Below are 23877 nucleotides of genomic sequence, written 5' to 3'. Positions count from 1 at the left end.
ACTAACCTGCTTCCCCTGCCAACATCGCGCGAACGCGGGCCGGTGTCATCGGTAGTCGTGCCACCGAACCCGCCTCGCCAAGCGCATTTCGAACCGCGTTTGCCAGTGCCGCGCCGGCCGCGGTGAGCCCACCCTCACCCGCGCCCTTCGCTCCGAGCGGATTGTCCGCCGACGGCGCGTTCTCCGTCACCAGCACATCCACCTCCGGTATCTCCGCCGCGGTCGGCATCAAGTAGTCCATGAACGTTACCGCCTGCGGCTGGCCGGACTCGTCGTAGCCGAACTCCTCGGAAAGCGCGCCGCCGACTCCCTGCGCCACACCACCGATCAGCTGACCCCGCACCAGCTCCGGATTGATCGCCCTACCCACCTCATAAGCCACCAGGTAACGCAGCACGCGCACCCCGCCGGTCTGTTCGTCCAATTCGACCACAGCAAGATGCGCGCCGTACGGGTACGTCATATGCGCAACCTCGAACCGGCGCCGCGCGGCCAACCCCGCTGGCTCGCCCGCATACAGCCACGCGCTGCCCGGCTGGCATGCCCGCGCTACCTCGGCAAGGCTAACCCGCTGCCCAGGCGCGCCACGTACCTCGACGACGCCATCGTGCAAGGTCAGATCCGCCACGGCCACCTCGAGGATCCGCGCGGCCACCTCGATCGCCCGCTCTCGAACGGCAAGCGCGGCTTCGTGTACCGCACCCCCGCCGACCACAGTGGAACGGGAAGCCCAGGAACCGGCGCCGAACGGCTGCAGCGCGGTGTCCCCGTTGATCACGGTAACGTCGGCTGCCGATACACCGAGACCGTCCGCGGTGATCTGGCCGAGCACCGTCTCGATGCCCTGCCCGAGCGAGGTGCCGCCGGAATGCACGCGTACCGCGCCAGAAGTGCCGACCGAAACGTCCGCGGTCTCCTGCGGGCCAAGGCCACTTTTCTCCAGGAACATCGCCACACCGAGACCGACCCGCTTACCAGCCGCGCGGGATTGCTCGACCTGCGCGTAGTAGCCGAGCCGTTTCGCCTCCGCGACGGCCGCGTCCAGCAACCCCGGATAGTCAGCGGCGTCGAGCACCACATCGGTGCCCAAGGTACTCATCGGGCGGGTATGCGGCAGTTCGGCCGGCTCGAGCAGGTTACGCCGGCGCAGCTGGACCGGATCGACACCGAGCTGATCCGCCGCCATATCCAGCAGCTGCTCCCGCACCACGGTGCCCTCGAACCGGCCGGGAGCGCGGTAGGTGCCGCACGGCGTCTTGTTGGTCAGTACCACCGCGATCCGCCCACGATAGGCCGGCACCCGGTACGGGCCGGGCAACATGGCAAGGGTCAACTCCGGCACGATGATGCCGTGTGTTCGGCAGTACGCGCCGTTGTCGTGCGCGACGTCAGCACGTAGCCCGAGCAGCCGACCATCCGCGGCGAAGGCCGCGCTGATCCGGTGTTGTTGCTGGCGGGAATGGTTCACCGCCACCAGGTGTTCCGCCCGATCCTCGGTCCACTTCACTGGCCGGCCGGTGTGCAGCGCGAGCCAGGCCACGAGGAAGTCCTCCGGGTAGAACTCGCCGCGTACCCCGAACCCGCCCCCGGCGTCCATCGCGTGTACCCGGATCCGCGCCTCGTCGATGTCCAACATGGACGCCAGCACGCCCCGGTTGAACACCGGGACCTTGGTCATCCCGAAGACCTCGAGCGCGCCGGTGGCCCGATCAGGCTCGACGAGCAACGTGCGCGGCTCCAGCGGTACCGCGCTGTGCCTGCCCACGTCGAAGTCCAGCTCTACCACGTGTTCCGCCTCGGCGAAGGCGGCATCGGTGTCCCCGAAACCGAGCTCGAACTCGGCGGCCACCGTGCCCGCGTCCGCGTCCATGGCGACCGGCAGCTGATCGATGTCCAGCGCGACCAGCTCGGCGGCATCCTCGGCGAGGTAGGGATCTTCGGCGAGCACCACCGCGACCGGTTCGCCGACGTAGCGGACGGTCTCCCTGGCGAGTACCGGTTGCAGATGCTCGGTGAGCTCGATGCCCTGCACGGTCAACCGCACCGGAATGCGCGGGTCATCGGGCAGGTCGGCCGCGGTGAGCACCCGGACAACCCCTGGCGCGGCGACCGCCATGGACACGTCCACGGACCGCAGCACCCCGTGTGCCTGCGGTGCACGCACGATCCTGGCGTGTAGCTGACCGGGCCGTTGCAGGTCGTCGCCGAACCGTCCGGCGCCGCGCAGCAACCGCGGATCCTCCTTGCGCGGCAGGCTTTGCCCGATCGCGGTCACGGCGAGCCCGCTTTGCCGCGTTGCTTGGCAACCGCGCAGACGGCGTCCACAATGCCCTGGTAGCCGGTGCACCGGCACAGGTTCGACGCCATCGCCGTACGCACCTGCCCCGGATCGGCGGTGCTGTCCGATTCGGCCAGATACGCCTCCGCGAGCATCAGGAACCCTGGTGTGCAGAAACCACACTGCAAACCGTGATGGTCACTGAACGCCTGCTGCAGATCGGACAGTTCCGACTCGTCCGCCAACCCTTCGACGGTACGAATCTGGCAGCCGTCCGCCTGTACGCCGAAGACCAGGCAGGCCCGTACCGGTTGGTCGTCGAGCAGAACCGTGCAGGCACCGCAGATACCGTGCTCGCAGCCGAGATGGGTACCGGTGTAGCCGAGGTCGTGCCGCAGCACGTCAGCGAGCGTGCGGCGCGCCTCCACGACGATCTCATGCTCGGCGCCGTTGACCGTCAGCGAAACCAGATGCTGGTCCTTCATCGCTTATCCTCCAACAGGAACACGCTCGCGGCGCAACGCGGTCAGTACCTTCTCTGGCAGTACGGGAATATCGTTGAGCTGCGAACCGGTATCCGCCAAGGCGTCGTTCACCGCGTTCAGCACGGTTGCCGGCGCGCCGATGGTGCCGCCCTCGCCCATCCCCTTCGCGCCGCTCTCATTGAACTGGGAAGGCGTCTGTAGATGCTCGATGTCCACGGTGCACACTTCGGTCGCGGTCGGTGCCAGGTAATCCATCAGCGAGGCGGTGCCTGGCTGCGCGTCCGCATCGTAGAGCAGTCGCTCGTACAGCGCGGCCGCGATTCCCTGGGCGACCCCGCCGCGTACCTGCCCGTCCACCACCAACGGATTGATCACCACGCCGCAGTCCTCGACCACCAGGTAGCGGTGGATCCTGACTGCCCCGGTGCCCGGGTCCACGCTGATCAGCGCGGCATGGCTGGCGTTGGAGAACGTGCTCGGTGGATCCGCGTACCCGCTTGCCGTCAGGTTCGGCGGGGTGTCCTGTGGTAGTTCGTGCGCCCGGAAGTACGCCGTGTTGGCCAGTTCCGCGATGGGCAGCACGGCACCCGGCACCCCGCGCACCCGAGCCATCCCCTCGTTCAGTTCCACATCGGAGTCATCGGCTTCGAGCAGGTGCGCGGCGATCCGGCGAAGCTGCGCGGCCACGCCGTCCGCCGCGCGCCGTGCCGAGGTGCCCCCGATCACGATCGACCGGCTGGCGAAGGTACCCCAGCCGTAGGCGGCGAGGTCGGTATCGCCCTGGCGAAGCCGAACCTGGTCCGGGTGGATGCCAAGGCGTTCGGCGACGATCTGGGCGAAGGTCGTTTCGTGTCCCTGGCCGTGCCCACAGGTTCCGGTGGTCACGATGACCTCGCCGGTCGGGTCCATCCGTACCTGAGCCGTGTCGTAGCCGGGAGTCATGGCCATCTGTCGCTGCGACATCGTTGGCGTGCCGTAGGCGGTGCGCTCGGAGAAGCAGGCGAAGCCGATGCCAGCTGGCGTGCCGGCCGCGCGCAACCGATCCCGCTCGGTGTACCAGCCAGCTGACCGCGCGGTGCTTTCCGCGCGGTCCAAGGATTCCCGGTAACTGCCCTCGTCGTAGGTGATGTCGTTGACCCCGGTGTAGGGGAACTCGCCGGGGGAGATCAGGTTGCGCCGGCGCACCTCGAGCGGGTCAAGTGCCAAGCGCGTCGCCGCGATCTCCATCAGCCGTTCCATCACGAGCACCAGCTGCGGCCGGGAAACCCCGCGATAGGGCGCGGTTGGTGGCTTGTTGGTGGCGATTGCTCGGCCGCGCGCCCGGTATGCGGGCACCTTGTACGCCCCAGGCAGTTCGGTGGTCGCCATCAGTGGTTCCACCGCGCAGGTGAACGGGAATGCCGAGTAAGCGCCCACGTCACAGCGGATATCCGCGGCAAGCCCGAGGATGCGGCCGTCCGAACCGAAGGCCGCACGGACCGCGTAATGCTGCTCATGCCCGTGGAACGAGGCGGTCAGGTTCTCCTGCCGATCCTCGATCCATTTGACCGGTGTACGAAACCGGCTCGCCAGCGCGGCAGCGACCACTTCTTCCCTGCCGACCACGCATTTCAGCCCGAAGCCACCGCCGACATCCGGCGCGATCACCCGGATCGTCCGCTCTGGTAGCCGCAGGGCCTGGGCGATGGCCGAACGCACCTGGTGCGGCACTTGCGTGGAGATGTGCACGACCACCTGATCGTCCCGCGCGTCCCACTCGGCGAGGCAGCCGCGGCCTTCCATGGGCAGCGCGGCAAGCCGGGCGCTGCTGAACTCCTCGTCCAGTACCAGCGGCGCGGTGTCGAAGATCTGGTCGAGCCGTGGATCGTCGAACATGGTCAGATCGACGAAGGTGTTCTGGGCGAGCGCATCGTGCACGCTCCGGCCGTCTCGAGCGGCACCGAGATCGGCGACCGCGGGGTGTGGCGAGTAGTCGACCTGTACCGCTTCCGCGCCGTCCTCGGCGGCGTACGGATCGTCCGCGAGCACCACGGCCACCGGTTCACCGGCGTAGCGAACCTGGTCCGCCGCGAGCAGCGGCATGGTGGTTGGTACGAACTCGTCGCGTTCCAGCGCCGCGCACAGGCCGGCCGAGCCCAGTTCGGCCGCGGTACACACCTGACGGACACCGGGCAGCCGCAGCGCTTCACTGGCATCGATACCGGCGATAGTGGCCGCGCCGAACGGGCTGCGGACGAAACACGCGTGCAGCGTGCCCTGCCGGTCGAGGTCGGCCACGAACCGACCCGCACCGCGCAACATCCGGCCGTCTTCCTTGCGGGGGAGGGCGGCGCCGATCCAGCGGCCCGTGGTGTCCAAACGTGGCTCGCGCGCGTTCCCACTCATCTGGCTGCCGCCTCGGCGAAAGCACGCGCGACCAGGGTGGCGGCCAGCTGCTTGCGGTACGCGCCGCTGCCATGCGCGTCGGTGGGTGGATCGAGCTGGCCGGCAACCAGCTCACCTACCGCGTCCCATGTGGACTCGGTGACGGCTGCACCGTCCAACGCGTTGCTGATATCCACCACGAGTGGCCGTGGGTCCACGCCACCGAGCACCACCCTGCCGCCAGTGCACTGACCGTCCACACTGGATAGCCGGACGGCTGCCGCGACGATCGCGAAGTCGCCCTGTCGCTGGGCGAACTCGGTGAGTGCGGCCTGCCTGGCGGGTTCCGGAAAATGTATCTCCACGATCAGCTCGTCCGGCTCGGCCGCGGTGGCGAAGAATCCGTGGAAGAACTCGGTCGCGGGTACCGTGCGCTGGCCACGCGGCCCGGCGAGCACGATATTCGCCTCGAGAAGTACCGCGAGCAGACACCACTCCGAGGTCGGATCGGCATGCGCGATGCTGCCGCCGAAGGTGCCCCTGCAACGAATCGGGTAGTGCCCGACCCAATGCGCCGACCGGGGTAGTACGTCGAATCCAGCCAGCTCGCTGGCGGTTTCCACGGTTCGGTGCGTGGTGAGTGCGCCGATCCGCAACCCGTCCGCGCCGTGGCGCAGGTAGTCGAGCCCGGTGACCCTGGTGATATCCACCAGCGCGCTCGGTCTGGCCAGCCGGAAGTTCATCATCGGCGCGAGGCTCTGCCCACCGGCGAGGATCTTCGCGTCCTCGCCGAGCTCGGTGAGTAGCTCGATGCTCTCGCGTACGTCATGGGCCCGGTGGTAGGTGAACGCCGCTGGTTTCACGGAACTCCTTCCCTGCCGATGCCGAGGAGCCAAGGTCGATCAGTTCGCGGGCGAACGGGTCGACAGTTCTGGTATACCATATTTCAATTGCGTCGAGGAGGTGTTGCGGGTGACCGATCGGGCGCTACCGGAGACATCCGGACGGCAATGGAGTCACGCGGCGTGGCGGCGGCACCTTCCCGATACCGCCGACCCCGAGGCACTGCTGGCCGAACTTGGCGCGGCCAGCCTGCCGGAACTCGCCGCGCGCAGCGCCGAGGCGGTACCCGACCGGATCGCGTTGCGGGTCGACACGGAATCCAGCACGCACCGCTCGCTTGACGACGCTGCCGGACGCATCGCGGGCTGGTTGGCTTCGCGGATCGAGCCCGGAGATCGGGTACTGCTCGCCGGCCCGTCCTGTTTGGACTTCGTGCGCTGTTATCTCGGGATCCTGCGTGCTGGCGGGGTAGTGGTGCTGGCCAACCCGGCGTATACGGCGGCCGAGCTCGCCCAGCTGCGCACGGATTCCGGCGCGGTGCTTGCCTTCGCCGGCGCCGAACCGGCGCGGCGGCTCGGGGATCTGCCAGTGGTCGAGTTCGGCGCGCTTGCCGAGCAGCTGGCCGGCGAACCGGTAGCTCCCGTGCCAGGTCCGGACGATAACGCGCTGCTCGCCTATACCTCCGGCACCACGGGCAAACCCAAGGGTGTCCCGCTTACCCACCGGCAGCTGGTGGTCTCGATCAGGGCCGCGATGCTCGCCTGGCGCTGGTCGGCCGACGATCTGCTGGTGCATGCCCTACCGCTGTTCCACCAGCACGGGCTGGGCGGGGTGCACGCCACATTGATCGCCGGCTCCCGGGCCAGGCTGTTCGCCCGTTTCGACCCTGCCGTGCTTGCCGAGGCCGCGCGGGAGGCAACGGTGTTGTTCGCCGTGCCGACCATGTACGAACGGTTGGTAGACCAGCAGGCGGAAAACTTCGCGGGTTTACGGCTCTGTGTATGTGGTTCGGCGCCGCTGAGCCCCCAGCTCGCCAGCCGGGTCGCGGACACCTTCGGCCAGTTGCCGCTGGTGCGTTACGGAACGACCGAAACGGGGTTGGATGTGTCCAACCCGTACGCGGCCGCGCGCGCGGAGACCGTGGGTATCCCGCTGCCGGGGGTGCTGGTCCGGATCGGTGAGTCCGCCGAGCCATCCGGCGTGGACGGGGAGATCCAGCTGAGTGGCCCGCAGGTGTTCGAAGGCTACTGGCACAACCCCGAGGCGACCGCCGAGTCGTTCACCGCGGATGGCTGGTTTCGTACCGGGGACATCGGCCAGCTAGACCCGGCGAGCGGGCATCTGGTTATCCGCGGGCGCACCAAGGAGCTGATCATCACCGGCGGGCTGAACGTCTACCCGCGCGAGGTGGAGCTCGCCCTGGAGCAGCATGATCTGGTCCGGGAGGCTGCTGTTGCCGGACTTGCCGATGCGCACTGGGGTGAGCAGGTCACCGGCTGGGTGGTGCCGTCCGGCGAGGTGTCCGAAGCGGATCTGCTGGGGCACTGCAGGGAACTGCTCGCACCGTATAAATGTCCGAAACGGATCTACTTTATCGATGCGCTGCCACGCAACCAGATGGGTAAGATCGCGCGGTCCGAACTCGACACTCCAGCTGGACTGGCGAGCGCGCGAGCCACGCGGGATCAGTTCGGTGCCTTCAGCGCGGTCTTCGATTCACGTGCGCTGCCAGGTGTACCGATCGCGGTGAAGGATCTTTTCGATATCGCGGGACATCCCGTGCGCAGCGGGACCTCGGGGTTCGCTTGGCGGGATGCCGAGGCTGATTCAGCCGCGGTTGCCCGGCTACACGCCGCGGGCTACCGGGTGATCGGGCAGACCAGCACACCGGCGCTCGCCTGGTCGGTGCGCACTCCTGGCTGCGGTAACCCATGGGACGCGGCAAGGGATGCCGGCGGTTCGAGCGGTGGTTCGGCGGCCGCGGTCGCCGCCGGCGTCGTCGATATCGCGCTCGGTTCGGATACCGGTGGTTCGATCCGGGTGCCCGCCGCGCTGTGTGGGGTCGCCGGATTGCGTCCGACGGTCGGGGCGATCGATACCCGTGGGCTCACGCCGCTCGCGCCGTCCATGGATACGGTCGGCCCGATCGCCAGGACCGCGGCGGACTGCCTACGGGTGCACGGCGAGCTCGGCGGCCAGGTGCGGCCGGTGCCGGAATCGGTTGCCGGTTTGCGCGTTGGCTGGCCGGCGATGCTGTGGGCGGATCGGGTCGAGCCCGAGGTAGCGCGGGTGGTCACGGCCGCGGCCGACCGGTTGGTGGCAGCCGGTGCGGAACTGGTTGAGCTGCGCTTGCCGGCGGCTCGCCAGCATGCCCGTGGCGCGGCGTACACGATCCTGCTCGCCGAGTCGGCGAAGCTGTGGTGGGACACCTATCGCGCGGAGCCGGCCGGGCTGGACAGCGCGACGGTCGAGCGGTTGCGCGCCGGCAGCGAGATATCCGATGTGGACTATCAGCGAGCGCGCGGAGTTGCCGCCGAAGTGACGTCCGAACTGGACGCTGCCTTCGGCCAGGTTTCCGCGCTGCTACTGCCAACGGTACCGGTAACGGCCGCGCGAGCGGAGACGACCGAGGTGCGGCTGGCCGATCGGCCGGAAAGTGTGGATGCCGCGTACGTCCGGCTGACCGGGCTCGCCTCGGTGACCGGCTTCCCCGCGCTCTCCGTGCCGGTTGGGCTGGCCGCGAACGGGCTGCCGGTGGGCGCCCAGCTGATCGGTCCCCGGCATGCCGAATCGTTGTTGTGCCTGCTTGCCGGGTCGATCGAGCAGGCGAGCGGGAACGCGGGGTAGCAGACAGGCGGGATGTTTGGTATACCAAATATCAAACCGACGCGGAGGAGTGGCCATGGACTTGCAGCTGACCGACAAGGTGGTTTTCGTAACCGGGGCGAGCAAGGGAATCGGCAGGGCTACCGCCGAGCACCTGGCACGCGAGGGTGCGGATGTGGTGATCACCGCGCGGACCGCGGACGCACTGGAGGAAACCGCCAAGGAGATCAGCGCGGAGACCGGCCGCACGATTGTGCCAATGGCCGGCGATATGAGCGTCGCCGAGGATGTGCAGCGCTGCGTGGATGCCACCATCGAACGGTTCGGCAAGATCGACGTGCTGGTGACCTGCGCGGGTAGCTCGCCGGGTGGGCTACTCGAGGAGCTGACCGAGGAGCAGTGGCTGGCCAGTCTGAACCTGAAGTTCATGGGCTACGTGCGTGCGGTGCGCGCCGTCATCGGTCATATGCGCGAACGCGGCGCGGGTTCCATCGTGCTGGTGGTCGGCAACGACGGGCTGAAGCCGAGCTACTGGGAGATGACCGCAGGGGCGGCGAACGCGGCGGATCTCAACTTCGCCTCGTCGGTAGCCGAACAGTACGCGCCGCACGGAATTCGGGTGAATACGGTGAATCCGGGCCCGGTGAACACCGACCGCTGGGACGGTCTGGAGAAGGCGTTCGCGCGGGACAAGAAGGTGAGCCAGCAGCGCGCGCACGAACTTGCCACCGGTTCCATCCCGTTTGGCCGGATCTGTGAATCGGATGAGGTGGCCGCGCTGGTGGCGTTCCTGGCCTCGCCGAGGGCAAGCTTCATCAACGGGGCACACATTCCGGTTGATGGCGGGCAGCGCAAGGCGTTGATGGACGTGTAATGCGACTGCGGAATGAGTTTCGGGTAGCCCATCCGCCCGCGGAGGTGTTCGCCTTGCTCGCGGATGCCGAGCGGGTGGCCGAATGCCTGCCGGATGCCGTGCTCACCGGCCGGGTGGATGCGCGGACCGTCGCCGGTGAGCTGCGGTTGCGGCTGGGCAGGCGCGCGGTGGAGTACACCGGAACGGCGCGCTTCCTTGCGGTGTCCCCGGAGGCGGGCACCGTGCTGGTGAAGGCCTCCGGCGCGGAGCGGACCGGGCAGGGCGATGCGGCTGCCCGGGTAGCGGCCACGGTGTCGGCGGATGTGGTGTCGACGGCTGCGGTGTCGACGGATGGGGGCGTGCCGAGCGGCACGCTGGTTTCGCTGGATACCGATCTGGTGGTGCGCGGTGCCGTAGCGCGGTTCGGCAAGGGCGTTATCGGTGCGGTGAGCGAGCGCGTCGTCAAAGAGTTCGCCGGCAATGTGACACGGGCGCTGGCAGTTGCAGACCACGGTTCGCCCGCGAAACGCGATTCTGGCCGGCGGGGACGTCGGGTGCTCGCCGTGGTCGGGTTGGCCGCGCTGGCAGCGGCCGTGGCGGTGCGGCTGCGCCTGCGGCACCCGCCGCCGAACCGCAACCTTTAGGGATCTTGCGGCTGGGGATCTTGCGGCTGGGGAGCTAGCGAGTACAGGTGGCTGTGCAGCGCGGCTAGTAGGCGTTCGGCGGGATACCGCGCGGGCCAGAGCGCGCCGTGGAAAGCCAAGCCATCCAGGATGGCGTAGGTCCGGTCCACCGCGTCGGTTACCTCGATATCGGCGCGTAGCTGGCCTGCCTCGGCAAGGCCATGGACCGTCGTGCGGACCAGCGCGGACAGCTGCGCCTCGATCTCATCGCGGATCGCCCGCAGCTTCGGGTGATCCCTGGCGTGCAGGATGAACGCGAGATAGACCTCTTGCTCGAGCCGCCGATCCTCGTCGATAGGGATCAGTTCGGCCAGCAGATCCAGGGCGTTCGGCACATCGCGTACTTGCTGGCTTCGTGCCCCCGTGCGTTCCGCGACCCGTTGCGCCGCCGTCCGCATGGCGAACTCCATCAACTCGTCCTGCGTAGCGAAGAAGTACCGCAGCGCGGTGGGCGAGGTCTCGGCCTCCGCGGCCACCGAACGGACGGATACGGCGTGGATGCCATCGCGGGCAGCGACCCGCCACAGCGACTCCGCTATGTGCTTGCGCCGGCTCTCGTGGTCGACCTTTTTCGGCATGCCCTTTTTATAGCACAGCCGTACATATAAGATACTGTACAGCTGTACTACCAAGAGGGAGGGGATCGATCATGGGCACACTTCTTCAGGTCATTGGAGTCATTCTGATGATTCAGGGCGGCGGTCCGCTGGTTCAGCGGTTACTCGGCAGGGACCCGGAGGGCAGCTTCTTTCTGGGCAACTGGCTGGGTCTGCCGCTGCCGGTGGCAACCGTCGGGTTTGTCGCAATTGGCCTGTTGGTTTTCGTTGCCGGGCTGCGGATGGGCAAGAAGCGCGGCGCGCGGCGGTAGCGACCCCGGTTTCCGTAGCCATCCCGTACTTGGCGCGGGTATCTCGCGATTGGTCCTAGTTGGACGTGGGATTTCCTTGCCAGCGCGCCAGCCCGGTGCTGCCCGCCGCCGGTCGGTGTTGTGTCGCACGCTGTGCCGGGATTGTTGCCGGCATAGCGTGAAGGTGAGGAAAATAGTGCGACAGAAGAGGTTTGTCCGGATTGGTTCCGCTGGTGTCGCCGCCGCGGCGATGCTGGGCGCTACGCTCTTTGGTGCAGGGCAGGCATTCGCGGCCGAGCCCGCCGCCGCTGGCGGCGACGCTTACGCGCTACACCGGCCGGGCACCGTGACGCTTGGCGATGCGAGTTTCAAGCATCATGGCGAGCATCTGACAGTGTGTGATCGCAACGCGGACGGCGACGCGGTCACCGCCGAGCTGATCGTGCGGGATTCGTTGGGTGGCAGCAAAACCTACACGGTGACCGATGGCAACGGTGCGAAACCCGAATGCGGAAAGAAGAACCTTTCGCTCAAGGAAGGGCTGGAAGTCGAGCTGCGGGTATGCGTGGCCAACCAGGGCTGCGGTGGTAGGAGCTACGGAACTTCCTGAGTAGGTGGCCCGTGCTCGCGCAGCACGTACAGCGGGCGGGCACGGGCGTCTTCCGCTATCCGCCAGACATACAGTCCCAACCCGCCGAGCACCACCAGCTGGATACCGGCAAGCGCGATCACCGCGCCGAGCACCAGCGCCCAGCCGGCGGGCGCGAGAAACAGCAGTAATGCCACCGCGATCAGGCCACCAGTGCCGAGTAGCGCACCGAACGCCAACGCGTAGTTGAACGGTTTCGCGGAGAAGCCCACCACCGAATCAGTCATCAGCTTGAGCCGATCCGCGGTCGTCCACTTTGACTCGCCGGCCTGCCGTGGCCGCTGGTGGAACGAGATCGTGTCCTGGCTGAAACCCAGCCAGGCGCACAGCGCCCACAGGTTCCGGTTGCGCTCCGGCAGGCGGTTCAGCACATCGATCACCGCGCGTGAGAGCAGGGCTTGCGAAGGGCCTTCGGCCGGGTATCCGTCCAATCCAGACGCTTTGCGGAACAGCGGGGAGAAGCGCCGGGACACCAGGTTGCGCACCATCCGGCGATCAGCTCGGGTCGCCCGCACTCCCCACACCAGGTCATGCCCGGCATGCCAGGAATCCAGAAACCTACCGATAACCTCGACCGGCTCCTGGATATCCGTGCTCACGGTGATCGCGCAGTCGCCGGCGCTGTGCGCGAGCCCGGCGGAAAGTGCGGCATGCGAGCCGAACCGGCGGGACAGCGACAGCACCGTCACCCGATCCTGGTCCGCGAGTGCCGCGCGGGCCAGCCGCGCGGTGTCATCCGTCGAACCGTCGTCCACCACGATCAGCTCGAAGTCGACATCCGGGCGCGAGGTTCGCACCTGTCGAAAGAACTCCGCCAGCTCGCTCGCGTTTGCCGCCTCATTGAAAGCGGGCGCGATCAGCGTGATCAGTTGCTTGCTGCGCTCAGACACCGTTCCCCACGGCTGCCAATGTCTCCTTCTCGCCCGGTCCGCCTCCGCCGGGATCTTGTGGCTGCCCACTGTAGCTCAGGGGGCGGTCGGTTCACCCGCAAGAACGAGGGCCTGAATATTCACAAATAGCTGAAATTTTTGTAGGGTCGATATGGTCGAACAAGAGAAGGGCTGCCGTATGACCGCCACGCAGATCGACCTCACCGACCCGATGCTCAGCAAAGCCCCCGGCCGTGCGTTCCGCGAGCTGGCCGACAAATCTCGGCTCACCCGGGCCAGTTTTCCGGGCGTGGGTGAGCTGCTGCTAGTTACCGGGTACGACGATGTGCGCTTCGTGCTCGGGGACCCGCGCTTCGTCAAGGACGCCTCAAACGTGCCCGGCCTCGAGGTCACCAGCCTCCGGCAGAAACGGTTGGACCACTTCGGTGTTCCCGAGGAGTACCAGGAGTACCTGCTGAACGTCATCACCAACTTCGATGGTGCTGACCACGCGCGGCTGCGGAAGTTGGTGACGCGGGCGTTCACGGTGCGCCGGTTGGCCGAGTTGCGGCCGAGGGTGGAGCGGCTTGCCGAGGATCTGCTTGATCGGTTGCCGGACCACGCCGAGGACGGCGTGGTGGACCTGCTGGCGCATTTCGCGTACCCGCTACCGATCAACGTGATCTGCGAGATGGTCGGGGTGCCGGAAAGCGACCGGGAATTCTGGCGGCAGGCGAGCGATGCGCTGCTGCAACCAAACCTGGGCGAGAAGCCAGGCATGATGCCGTTCGTGGACGCGGTTTGCGGGCTGGTCGATGCTTCGCATGAGTTGATCAACCTGCGCAGGGCGGCGCCGGAGGACGATCTGATCAGCGTGCTGGTGCACGCCCAGGAGGCCGACGGCGATCGGCTCAGCGACAAGGAAATGGTCGCGCTGGTGTTCGCGCTGATCTTCGCGGGTCACGAGACCACCGCGCATCTGATCAGCAGTGGCACGGCTGCGCTGCTCAGTCATCCGGATCAGCTCGCGCTGGTGAAAAGCGATCCGGACCGGATACCCCGCGCGGTGCACGAGATGTTGCGCTGGTGCGCCGTAGTCACCATCGCAAGCGTGGTTTACGCGAAGGAGGACGTCCCGCTCGGCGACGAGGTGATTCGCAAGGGCGAGGCGGTGATGCCGGCACTGACCGGGGCGAACTTCGATCCGGCACGGTTTCCCGAGGCCGAGCGGTTCGACATCACCCGCGAATCGAGCGGGCCGATGGAGACGCATGTCGGGTTCTCGCACGGTCCGCACTACTGCCTCGGCGCGGCCCTTGCGCGGATGGAGGGCGATATCGCGTTCCGCGCGTTGTTGCGTAAGTATCCGAACGTCGAGCTGGGTGTGCCGGTGGCGGACTTGCCGCTGGACGCCGGCTTCGGTACCTACCGTTACGCCGCCCTACCGGTCCGGCTCTAACGCTCCGTAGCCGCAATCTTTAGGGATCTTGCGGTTTTTGGGTGCGGCGGTGGATTGCTTGGGCGGTACCGAGCGCGACCACCAGTAGCAGTCCACCGCCCGCGGCAGTGAGCGCGGCCGGCCAGCCGGGCATCTGCCAGGAAACTTCCAGCCGACCCTGCTCTACGCCGGTGGGCAGCTCGACACGCAGCAGTCCGGCGGGGCCGCGGGTCACCGGCACCTCGGCACCGTTCACCGTCGCGGTGTAGCCAGGCCAGCCCAGCCGGGCAAAGGTCAGCTCGCCCGGCGAGCTCGCATCCCGCCGGCTGTACCGGAGGCTTTCCGCGCTCCCGCTCGACTCATCCGTGGTCACCGTGACCCCACCGGAGGTTTCGGACAGTCGGCCGTCCGGCAACGGCAGCGGTTCGGTCCTGCGCAGCACGGTGACCAGACCAGAGGCCTCCGCGGTCCGATCGCGGTGCCACCCATCCGGCGGGACGATCTCGCGGATATCCACAAGGTCGTTGTGCACCACGATGGTTTCCGCGCGCAACAGATCGGCAAGCGGCACGGTGGCGCCGGGTGGCACCCGCCAGAGCGCATCCCAAGCCTCCGGGCAGACCGACCCCTGATAGCTCATGCACAGTTCGGCATCCAGCGGCGTGAAACCGATCCCGGAGTACGCGTTGGGACTGTCCACTCCGGCCACGCCGTACATACTGCCGAAGAGCAGATCCTGGTAGCCGCGCTCCGGCGCACGATCCGCGTCGGAGAGCTCACCAAGATCGGCGATCTGCACGGTTACCCCGGTGTATTTCTGGAACCGCTCCTCGAGCATCGCCTGGCTGGTCGGGAACCGGTAGTTGGCCACACTCTGGTTCGCCGGGTGGAACACCAGCTGCACGCTGTGCACGGCGAGGATCCCGAACAGCAGCACCAGTATGCCGGAACGCTGACCAATATCGCGCCACAGCAACAACATCAACAGACCGGTGATCAGCAGCAACCCCGGCAGCAGATGCAGCAGGTTATCCGGCAGATCAGCCCAGGCAAGATACCCGCCGAGCAGCACGATCGCGGCGGAAAGCGCCGCCCGCAGCCGTGCCCGCTCGCGCGCGAATCCCGCGCTGGCCAGGATCACCCAGCACAGCAGCACCGGCAGCCAGAGCATCGTGATCAGCCGCAGCGGCCAGCGGAACAGCCACACCTGCGAAGGCCCGAGCACGAGTAGCAACATCAGCCCGCCGAACACGAACACGGCCAGCAGCGTGCGCCACTGGGTACGGAGCACGCTCCAGCGCAACCAGGGCAGCGTGGGCAGCACGAACCAGGCGAGATACATCGCGGGGAAGGTCAGGTTCGGCAACCCGAACCCGGTGATCCACGGCTGCGCCGCCGGGGTGGACAGCATCAGCAGATCCGCCAGATCCGGCGCGAGGAACCCATCGTTGTACAGCGCGGCATCGGCCCGAAAGCCCACCGTGGAGGTGAGCAGGAACGGCAGGAACACCATCGCGGTCAGCAGCAGTACGGCGATGCCGGAGCCGGTGAGCCCAAGCGCGAGCCGGTACCTGCGGGCCACCAGCGCCTCGACGATCAGCGCGAACAGCACCAGCCCGGTGCCGAGAAAGCCGTACGGGTTGCCGAGCGAGCAGCACAGGTACCCGGCAAGGATCACCCACAGCAGCGATCCGCCGCGCCGGGACGCGCGCAGCGCGGTGAACCAGACGAACGGCAGGAACGCGGTGACCATCAGCCCGTTCAGCCAGGACGTACTGTCCATGAAGAACGAGTAGCCGGAAAGCGGCAGCGCCGCGCCGACCACCGCGGCAAGGCCGCGCCGCGCGCCGTACTCGCGCGCAAGCAGGTACATCCCGCCCGAGGAGATCAGCAGGAAGGCGAGCTTGGCGACGGTTATCGCCAGCGCCATATTGTCGATCCAGTACGTGCCAACCGAAAGCAGCAGCACGACCGGGTTCCAGATACCCGTAGCCATCTCCGCGGCGAAGTTTCCGCCGCGCCACATGTCCACTTGGAACGCGGGGAAGTAGCCGTTCAGCACCGTTTCCGCGATCCGCCGCCACTGCGGTACGGCGGCAGCGGCGGTGTCGTCCCAGAAGTAGAAAATGGTGTTGCGCAGCAGCGGCAGCGCCACCGCGATGGCTACCGTGGCAAGCATCGCGAGCGCCGGCCATGCGCGGTGCAACCGTTGCCTCACCGGTCATTCCCTTCACGCGCGCCAGCCGGGTCGATCCGGTAGATCACCGATGTCGAGTTGCGGTAGACCTCGTCGAGGAAGGGCAGCCGGTACAGGCTGACATAGCCCGGTGAGCGGACGAACGTATCGGGAATGGTTCCGGTGCTGAGCATGACATAGTGAATATTGCGCTTCGCGATGATCCGGCGTACTTCGGGATCGCTCCGGTAATCCCGGAACCGTTGGCTCAGCACCTGCTGGTCCTTCGGCGGCATACTGCCGTCGTAATGCCCCGCGATCGGCCGGATCCCTACCAGCGCGTACATCCAGGCGGAACCATCCGGTCGCTCGTTGAGCACCCATTCGTCCGGGCCGACCAGGGTGCGCAGTACCCGGAAAGCTTCCACTTCCTCCGGGCTCACCGCCATTTCCTCGCCCGGCTGTCGCTGGTACGCCTCGGAGATACTGTTCGCATGCGGCGCGAGGTACAGCCAGCCGGTGGACAGCACCAGCGTGGCCACCAGACCGGTGCCAACCAGTGCCGGCACCGCTGGAACCCGGCGCTTGCGCAGCCGCCGCACCAGCGCGGTGAGCCACCGCTGTAGCTCGGCGAGCCCGTGCGCGGCCAGCGGGCACAACGCGAGCATGGCCAGGGCGATCAGCCGGAAACGATCGTTCCACCACGGCCGGGAAAGGTTCTTCACCCACTCCGCGTCATCCGCCGCGACGTACACGAAGAACACCGCACCGAGTACCGCCGAGCCAACCAGCCACGCCAGCTCGCGCAGTTTCCAGCAGCTGAGCACACCGAGCACGAGCAAGCCGAACAATGCCCACTGTGGATAGTCCCAGACATGCTGGAAGGAAACCAACCGCCAGATCGCCTCGCCGGCGCTGTACACGGCATCCCAACCCGCGTAGGGGTAGTCGCCGCCGGCAAGCGCGAGCGCGCCAAACAGATGTGGTGCCGCGAGTAACCCGCCGGCGATCGCCACCGCCAGGATGAGCAGCAACTCCCAGCCGAACCGGCGTGGCCTTGTCGTTTCGGAGCTGCGCGTCAGCCAGCGCTGCACCAGCATGGGCAGGCAGAACAGCATAGCGCCGAACAACGTGCTGGAGTGCACCGCGAGCAGGCCAGCGGCGCCGAGCGCGAAGCAGAAACCGGTGTCCAGCCCCGGACGCTGCAGGAAGCGTTGCAGCAGTACGGCCGCGATCGGGGTGAGCGCGAGGCCGAATACGAACGGCAGCAGCGGGCCGCGATACATCGACTCGTAGGTCGCGCTGGTCGCCGCGACCGCGATCAGTGGGGTGATGCAGGCAAGCGCGAGCCGGCCGCGAAACTGCCGCACCAGCACTACCAGTGAAAGGCCCAGCAGTCCCGGGATGAGCACGGTGTTCGCGTTGATCGCCGCGGGTACGGACTGTCCGGTCAACTCGTAGACCAGCGCGCCGATCAGGTGATAGGCGTTCGGGTAGAACGAACCGTCGTCGTACCAGTTGATCTTGGCCAGGCCGAACAGCCCGCCGTCGCCGGTATCGGCGATATAGCGGATGCCGTTGCCGTGCATCACCGCGTCGAAGCCCTGCGGGATCGCGTTGAGCTTGCCGATCCCGCGCAGCACGGTGGCCAGCCCGATGCCGGCGGCGAGCAGCACGCAACCGAGCAGGGCGAGATGACCGCCGCGGGTCCACGGCGTCGGCCAGGGTGGACGCCGGTACCCGCGCCTGGTCAGTAGCGTGTCGGTGGCCAGCCGCAGGCCCGCGCAGATCGCCGCGGTCAGTAGCGTGGCGAGCGTAAAGCTGAGCAGTCCGAAGGAGCCGCCGAGTAGCGCCAGCCACGGCCCGGTCAGGCCGGCGATCGCGCAGGTGAGCAGCGGGCTGACCCCGGCGAGTACCCAGCCGCGTAACCCCGCGGCGAATCCCGCGAGTAGCCCGGGAAGAAACAGCACGAGCAGGTAGCCGATGATCGTGCTTGCTTGGCTCAACACGCTGAGGTTTTCGGGCACGTGATCTCGTTATCGGATGCGGCGGGCTGGACGCCCACAGCCTAGTGACGGATACCCTCGCCGGTCGGTCGGGCACGCTGCGCGGTGACAGCGAGAACCGTCAGGAAAGTGATTACGGACGGTTATGTCGGATATGCTGCGCGCGGCCGCCAGCGCGTCGCTCACTAGAGTTAGTCGCATGGATTCGGTGCGCTCCAGTTCGGTACATCCCAGTTCGGTACATCCCAGTGCGGTGATCGGTGACGGGGTTGAGCTGGGCAGCGATGTCACGATCGGGCCGAGCGCCGTGGTGCTCGGGCCCGCCTGGCTCGGCGATGGCTGCTGGATCGGGCCCGGCTGTGTCATCGGTACCCCGCCGGAGATCACCAGTACCGCGCACAACCGCCGCTGGGATGGCGCGCTCGCCCATCAGGGCGTGCGGATCGGACCGCGCACGGTGATCCGCGAACTCAGCACGGTGCACCAGGGCAGCCACCGGCCGACCACCATCGGCGCGGACTGCTGGCTGCTGAACCGCAGTTATGTCGCGCACGACTGCCAGCTAGGCGATGGCGTGACGCTGTCCGCCGGGGTGAGCATCGGCGGCAACGTGGCGCTCGATGACGCGGTGAACCTCGGGATGAACGCCGTGGTGCACCAGCGCAGGGTGCTCGGTGCCGGCGCGCTCGTCGGCATGGGCGCGGTGGTCGACCGGGATATCCCACCGTTCGGCAAAGCCTATGGCTGCCCCGCGAAGCTGCACGGCGTGCACGAGCTCGGCGTGGCCAAGGCCGGCCTGGAACGGGCCGTGCTGCGCACCCTCACCGAGGCCTACGCCGCGGGCAAGCGCCCGTCCGGCAGGCTGCCGGAGCAGCTGGCCCAGGTCTTCGAACGGTGGCGTGGCGCGGGACCACTGCGGCCGCTGGTGCCCTGCTGAGCGGCGCTCGGTGTGGCCGCGCCACCGCCGCGAGTGACGGATCGCGAAATGGTGTAACGACTGTGGGACCCCGGCGGATTACCAGATAACGGTTATGCGTACGTTTAATCTCAGTCGGGTGATTGACGGTGTGCCGGGAGGGGGGAACCGTGGTCGCAGCCGTAATCGCGAGCTGGGTGGCGGTCGCCCTGGTGGTGATCATCGCCTGGCCCCGGCTGGTCGCCGAACGGTCCGCGCGCATGATCGCCCTGGTACTGATCAGCGGGCTGTCGCTGGTCCATCAGCTGATGTTCGACATGCTCGCCGAGGACGCGTTCATCACCTTCCGGTATGCGGAGAACGTGGCCGAGGGACATGGCCCGGTGTTCAACATCGGCGAACCGGTTGAGGGCTACACGAACTTCCTGTTGCTTGGTCTGCTTTCGGTCCTCAAGGCGGGTTTTGGCGCGGATGTCGTACTCAGTGCCAGGGTGCTCGGGGTACTGAGCACGATCGGTTGTGTGGTGGCCGCCTACTTCCTGGCCCGCAAGCTCAGCGGCCGGTCCGCGGCTGGCGTGCTCGCCGCCGCGTTGACCGCGACGGTGAGCAACCTTGCCGCCTACGGCGCCTCCGGCCTGGAGACCTCGCTGTTCGCCCTGCTGGTGCTCGGCATGCTGCTGGCAGCCTGCTACGAGCACTGGGTGATCGGCGGTTTGTTACTTGCCATGGCCGTGCTGACCAGGCCAGACGGCGTGGTGGTCGGCGCCGTGCTGCTTGGCTGGTTGATCGTGCGGGTGCTACGTCAGCGGGCGAACTGGTGGCAGGTGACCGCCTTCGTGCTGGCCTCGCTGGTCGTGCTGATGCCCTGGACGGCGTGGCGCGCGCTGTACTACGGGCATTTCCTACCCAATCCACTGGTGGCCAAGCAGGGCGGCGAGTTCAGCTGGCAACTCGGCCAGGGCTGGGAGTATCTGGGCGGTTACCTGCTTGCGGTGCCCGCGTTACTGCTGCTCGCGCTGGCCGGCATGGTGCTGGTGGTACTGCGCCGCGCGGTGGATACCGAGACGCTGCGGGCGCAGTACTGGCTGGTCGTCACGCTGTGCGTGGTGTTCGCCGGATTCGTGGTGCTGGTTGGTGGCGACTGGATGCCAGCGTGGCGGTTGCTCGCGCCGCTCGGCCCGGTGCTGGCTGCCGGTGCCGCGAGCGGGCTGATCCTGCTATCCAAAGTGGATACTCCGGCGCCGGCGAACCGGGTGGCGCCTGCGCTCGTCATCGTTGCCTGCGCGTTCTCGCTCGTGGCGTCCATCTGGCAGAACGGGATGCTTTCCGCTGTGCGGGAATGGCGGGCACAGGTCGACCAGCTCGGCGAGATCGGCTCCTGGCTCGGCGAAGAACTGCCGAGGGGGACGGTGATCTCCACGTATGCCAACGGCGCGCTTTCCTACCGTGCCGGCAACGGGCTGCCCGTGGTGGATCAGCTTGGGCTGACCGATGAGTACCTCGCGCGGGAGGTCGAGCCGGAGCAGACCGGCGGCCGCGGTAGTCTCGCCTTCGACTTTGAGTACATTGTCGACACTCGAAGGCCGTCCGTGGTGATACCGACGCAGTCCGGCTACGACACGCGCAAGAACTGTTCGATCGCCACCGAGTTTCGCGGTGACTACATCCCGAAAGCCTTTCGAGTCGCGGACAGCGACGACTGGGTGACGGTCTACCTACGCGGCACCGAGGCGTCCCAGCTGACCGGCCAGCTGGCCGCAAGCGACAAGTTCACGCCGGCGCGCTGCCCGTAACTGATCAGAACCAGCGTTCCAGCACCATCGCTACACCGTCTTCGGCATTGGCTCCGGTGACCTCGTCCGCGACATCCAGCACGGCCGGGTGTGCGTTCGCCATGGCCACGCCATGCCCCGCCCAGGACAGCATCGGCACATCGTTTGGCATATCCCCGAAGGCGATGCAATCCCGTGCGGCGACATCCATCCTGGACGCCACTTCGGACAGTCCGGTTGCCTTGGTGACCCCGTGTGCGGAGATCTCGATCAGGCCATGGCCGGTGGAAAAGGTGATATCCACCGAATCGCCGAGTAGTTCGTTCGCGATCACGGCCATCTCGTCGCTGGTCATCCTGCCGTTGCTGGCAAGCAGCTTCACCGCGGTGCGCCCGAGCATCTCGGCGCGGGTCTGGGTCTGGCTCGCCTCATCGCCCCATGGGTTCCGGTAACCGGTCTCGGTGACGAACTCGGCCAGTTCGTGGTCATGTGCGCGTTCGCCAACCCGTTCCACGGCGAAGCTGACGTCGCCGAGTTCGCCGTCGAGCGCGTCCACCACGTCCCGCAGCAGTACCGGTTCCAGGCCGTGCACGCTGAGCACCCGGTCATCGGCGATGTCGTAGAGCACCGCGCCGTTCGCGCACACCGCGTAGCCATTGAGGTCCGCGGGGTCGGCGACGCGCGGAATCCAGCGTGGTGGCCGGCCGCTCACCAGTACGAACGGCGTACCTTCGGTGCGCACCTTGTCAAGCACTCGTGTCGTGCGTTCGGTAATCCGCTCCAGCGGGTCCAGCAGCGTTCCGTCGATATCCGAGGCGATTAGTTCAGGTTTGCGCACAACTCCATGATGCCTGGCCTGTCCACGTGATCAGCCAGCTTCGCTGACCTACCGCAAGGGGAGTGTCACTGTGTGTTCCGAAATTGTCGGTATGACAACGGGTATACGGTGCATGGCTGGTTAATTCGCCCGGAATAGTGTGCGTTATCACCTCCCGTCCGAACGGGGTGAACTACTACGGTCTGGCGAATGCGTGTGGGCATTGTGATCTTGCCGGAGCACCGTTGGTGGGCGGCGGAACCGAAATGGCGTGCTGCGGAAGAATACGGATTTGATCATGCCTGGACGTATGATCACCTCGGTTGGCGCAGTTTGGTGGATGGTCCATGGTTCGGGGCCGTACCAACGTTGACCGCTGCTGCTCTGGTCACCGAGCGAATCAGACTGGGCACTTTTGTGGCGTCGCCGAATTTTCGGCACCCAGTGCCATTTGCTAAGGAACTGATCGCGCTCGATGATTTTTCGGACGGTCGGTTCGTGCTCGGAGTCGGTGCCGGCGGTGGTGGTTATGACGCCGATGTGCTCGGCATGCCGCGGTTGACGCCAGGGCAGCGGGTGGACCGGTTGGCCGAGTTTCTGGATCTGCTCGATCAGTTGCTTCGGGTCAGCAAGGTGAGCTGGTCCGGCGACTACTACACCGCGCATGAGGCGTGGAACCTGCCGGACTGCGTACAGCGCCCGCGGATCCCCTTCGTGGTGGCCGCGAACGGTAGTCGCAGCGTGCGGCTCGCCGCGCATTACGGCGCGGGCTGGGTCACCACCGGTCAGCAGAGTGAAACCGTTGAGCAGTGGTGGACGGGTGTTGCCGAGCTGTCCGCGCGGTTCGACGAGGCGCTGGACGAATCGGAGCGGCAGCGCTCCACGGTGGACAGGTACCTGAGCTTGGATGCCAGCCCGAGGTACGCGCTGTCCAGCGTGGATGCCTGGCAGGAAGCGGTCGGGCGGGCCGAGGAGCTGGGCTTTACCGACGTGGTGGTGCACTGGCCACGGGAAAGCGGACCGTACGCGGGCTCCGAGCAGGTGCTGGAACGCGTGGCCAGGGATGCACTGCCGGGTGTGCAGGGTCGCTGAGCGCAGGTCACCGAGCAATCGGTTGCTCCATCTGGGTGACATCAGTTTTCGGTGGAACCGGTAGTGGTCCCTTCGCGTCAACACCTATGTGCGCGGCGGCGGGGATATCGGGGATCCGCGCACTGGGATATCCACACTGGGATGTCCACAGGGGTACCGGGGGTTAGGGGTAATTGGGGGTATGAGGGGGTTGCCCTCGCATCGGTCGACCGGGGCAGTCGGCAGATGCGAGGGCCTTTTCTGTGTTGACACCGTTCATGTGCGGGTACAACCGGGGTATGGCCAATGCCGACCAGTCCACCCTGGTGCGGGACCTACTGGCGACCGCGGGGCGAAGCTACGCGGCCGAGGCGGGTATCGAGCTGACCGACAAGCCGGCACCGCTGTACCAGACCATGGTGCTAAGCCTGTTGCTTTCGACCCGGATCAAGGCGTCCATCGCGGTTGCCGCGACGCATGAGCTGGTGCGATCAGGGTTGGGTACGGCCAGGAAAATGCGGGCGGCAAGCTGGCAGGAGCGAGTAGCCGCGCTGGGCAGGGCGCATTATGTGCGCTACGACGAGAGCACCGCGACGGCGTTGGGGCGCGGCGCGCAACTGTTGCTCGATGACTACGGCGGGGATCCACGGCGGTTACGCGCACGCGCGGCCGGCGAGCCGGCACGAGTTCGCGAGTTGCTGCGCGCCTTTCCGCGGATCGGTCCGGTCGGCGCGGACATCTTCTGCCGTGAGGTCCAGTCGATCTGGCCGGAGTTGCGCCCATACCTGGACGTCAAGGCGCTGGACGGGGCGCGCTTGCTCGGCCTGCCCACCGACGCCGCGACGCTGGCGCCTCTGGTGCCCGGCGAGGATCTTGCCCGGTTTGCCGCCGCGCTGGTTCGGGTCGCGCTGGACAAGAAGCTCGCCGGCACGTTGCGTCAGTCGAACGGCTGAGCCGGAAATCCACGCGATGCGGTGGGCATGG

The 23877-nt window shown here is 67.1% G+C and carries 19 protein-coding genes; 10 read left to right on the top strand and 9 right to left on the bottom strand.

The annotated features are described in order from the left end of the window. Position 1 precedes the first annotated feature (1 nt). From EV191_RS04920 to EV191_RS04905, 4 genes are read right to left on the bottom strand one after another with little or no spacing between them, the layout of a single operon-like run. A complete protein-coding gene (locus tag EV191_RS04920) occupies positions 2-2275 on the bottom strand; it encodes a xanthine dehydrogenase family protein molybdopterin-binding subunit (protein ID WP_132875567.1) in 2274 nt (757 codons plus the stop codon). Further along, positions 2272-2763: a (2Fe-2S)-binding protein gene (locus tag EV191_RS04915; RefSeq protein ID WP_132875566.1), complete on the bottom strand. Its 492-nt coding sequence runs from the start codon at positions 2761-2763 to the stop codon at positions 2272-2274. The genes EV191_RS04920 and EV191_RS04915 overlap by 4 nt, the downstream gene beginning before the upstream one ends. A gap of 3 nt (positions 2764-2766) precedes the next feature. Then, complete coding sequence (locus tag EV191_RS04910; RefSeq protein ID WP_132875565.1) at positions 2767-5148, bottom strand: xanthine dehydrogenase family protein molybdopterin-binding subunit; 2382 nt, start codon at positions 5146-5148, stop codon at positions 2767-2769. Then, entirely contained in the window at positions 5145-5990 is an 846-nt protein-coding gene (locus EV191_RS04905; protein ID WP_132875564.1) for an FAD binding domain-containing protein, read from the bottom strand. Before EV191_RS04905 ends, EV191_RS04910 begins: the two co-directional genes overlap by 4 nt. 109 nt (positions 5991-6099) lie before the next feature. Between EV191_RS04905 and EV191_RS04900 the strand changes: the two genes are divergently transcribed. The 3 genes from EV191_RS04900 to EV191_RS04890 are packed head-to-tail and all read left to right on the top strand — an operon-like array spanning position 6100 to position 10293. Continuing rightward, positions 6100-8817, top strand: coding sequence for an amidase family protein (locus tag EV191_RS04900; protein ID WP_132875563.1), 2718 nt, complete (start codon positions 6100-6102; stop codon positions 8815-8817). A 55-nt stretch (positions 8818-8872) separates the two neighbouring features. Beyond that, positions 8873-9670 (top strand): SDR family oxidoreductase, encoded by a 798-nt coding sequence (locus EV191_RS04895; RefSeq protein WP_132875562.1) that lies wholly within the window; start codon positions 8873-8875, stop codon positions 9668-9670. Then, entirely contained in the window at positions 9670-10293 is a 624-nt protein-coding gene (locus tag EV191_RS04890; protein ID WP_132875561.1) for an SRPBCC family protein, read from the top strand. Before EV191_RS04895 ends, EV191_RS04890 begins: the two co-directional genes overlap by 1 nt. Here EV191_RS04890 and EV191_RS04885 read toward each other — a convergent pair. Beyond that, complete coding sequence (locus EV191_RS04885) at positions 10290-10910, bottom strand: TetR/AcrR family transcriptional regulator (RefSeq protein WP_132875560.1); 621 nt, start codon at positions 10908-10910, stop codon at positions 10290-10292. The genes EV191_RS04890 and EV191_RS04885 overlap by 4 nt on opposite strands. Positions 10911-10981: 71 nt before the next feature. On the opposite strand from EV191_RS04885, the gene EV191_RS04880 reads away from it, so the two are divergent. Both EV191_RS04880 and EV191_RS04875 read left to right on the top strand, forming a co-directional pair. Beyond that, a complete protein-coding gene (locus EV191_RS04880; RefSeq protein ID WP_132875559.1) occupies positions 10982-11200 on the top strand; it encodes a hypothetical protein in 219 nt (72 codons plus the stop codon). Between the two features lie 175 nt (positions 11201-11375). Further along, positions 11376-11789, top strand: a complete 414-nt coding sequence (locus EV191_RS04875; protein ID WP_132875558.1) for a hypothetical protein — start codon at positions 11376-11378, stop codon at positions 11787-11789. Here the strand turns inward: EV191_RS04875 and EV191_RS04870 are convergent. Beyond that, complete coding sequence (locus EV191_RS04870; RefSeq protein WP_165912819.1) at positions 11774-12718, bottom strand: glycosyltransferase family 2 protein; 945 nt, start codon at positions 12716-12718, stop codon at positions 11774-11776. The two genes, EV191_RS04875 and EV191_RS04870, sit on opposite strands and share 16 nt — an antisense overlap. Before the next feature lie 178 nt (positions 12719-12896). On the opposite strand from EV191_RS04870, the gene EV191_RS04865 reads away from it, so the two are divergent. Beyond that, positions 12897-14156 (top strand): cytochrome P450 family protein, encoded by a 1260-nt coding sequence (locus EV191_RS04865; RefSeq protein WP_132875556.1) that lies wholly within the window; start codon positions 12897-12899, stop codon positions 14154-14156. Positions 14157-14175: 19 nt separating this feature from the next. Here EV191_RS04865 and EV191_RS04860 read toward each other — a convergent pair whose 3' ends face one another. Continuing rightward, positions 14176-16353, bottom strand: coding sequence for a hypothetical protein (locus EV191_RS04860; RefSeq protein ID WP_132875555.1), 2178 nt, complete (start codon positions 16351-16353; stop codon positions 14176-14178). After that, the gene (locus EV191_RS04855; RefSeq protein ID WP_132875554.1) at positions 16350-18338 is read right to left on the bottom strand and encodes a DUF6541 family protein; all 1989 of its coding nucleotides are present in this window, start codon (positions 18336-18338) and stop codon (positions 16350-16352) included. The genes EV191_RS04860 and EV191_RS04855 overlap by 4 nt, the downstream gene beginning before the upstream one ends. A gap of 178 nt (positions 18339-18516) precedes the next feature. Here EV191_RS04855 and EV191_RS04850 point away from each other — a divergent pair, with 178 nt between their 5' ends. After that, positions 18517-19254 carry an LbetaH domain-containing protein gene (locus EV191_RS04850; RefSeq protein WP_207894388.1) on the top strand — a complete coding sequence of 246 codons (738 nt, stop codon included), beginning with the start codon at positions 18517-18519 and terminating at the stop codon, positions 19252-19254. 149 nt (positions 19255-19403) lie between these two features. After that, positions 19404-21026 carry an ArnT family glycosyltransferase gene (locus tag EV191_RS04845; RefSeq protein ID WP_132875552.1) on the top strand — a complete coding sequence of 541 codons (1623 nt, stop codon included), beginning with the start codon at positions 19404-19406 and terminating at the stop codon, positions 21024-21026. A gap of 4 nt (positions 21027-21030) precedes the next feature. Here EV191_RS04845 and EV191_RS04840 read toward each other — a convergent pair whose 3' ends face one another. Then, complete coding sequence (locus EV191_RS04840; protein ID WP_132875551.1) at positions 21031-21843, bottom strand: HAD family hydrolase; 813 nt, start codon at positions 21841-21843, stop codon at positions 21031-21033. Positions 21844-22032: 189 nt separating this feature from the next. On the opposite strand from EV191_RS04840, the gene EV191_RS04835 reads away from it, so the two are divergent. After that, complete coding sequence (locus EV191_RS04835) at positions 22033-22914, top strand: LLM class flavin-dependent oxidoreductase (RefSeq protein WP_132875550.1); 882 nt, start codon at positions 22033-22035, stop codon at positions 22912-22914. Positions 22915-23192: 278 nt separating this feature from the next. Continuing rightward, positions 23193-23846, top strand: a complete 654-nt coding sequence (locus tag EV191_RS04830) for an endonuclease (RefSeq protein ID WP_132875549.1) — start codon at positions 23193-23195, stop codon at positions 23844-23846. The last annotated feature ends 31 nt before the right edge of the window (positions 23847-23877 follow it).

This window comes from Tamaricihabitans halophyticus, from assembly GCF_004340875.1.
GTDB lineage: Bacteria > Actinomycetota > Actinomycetes > Mycobacteriales > Pseudonocardiaceae > Tamaricihabitans > Tamaricihabitans halophyticus.
This window is presented reverse-complemented; position numbering and strand designations above follow the sequence as displayed.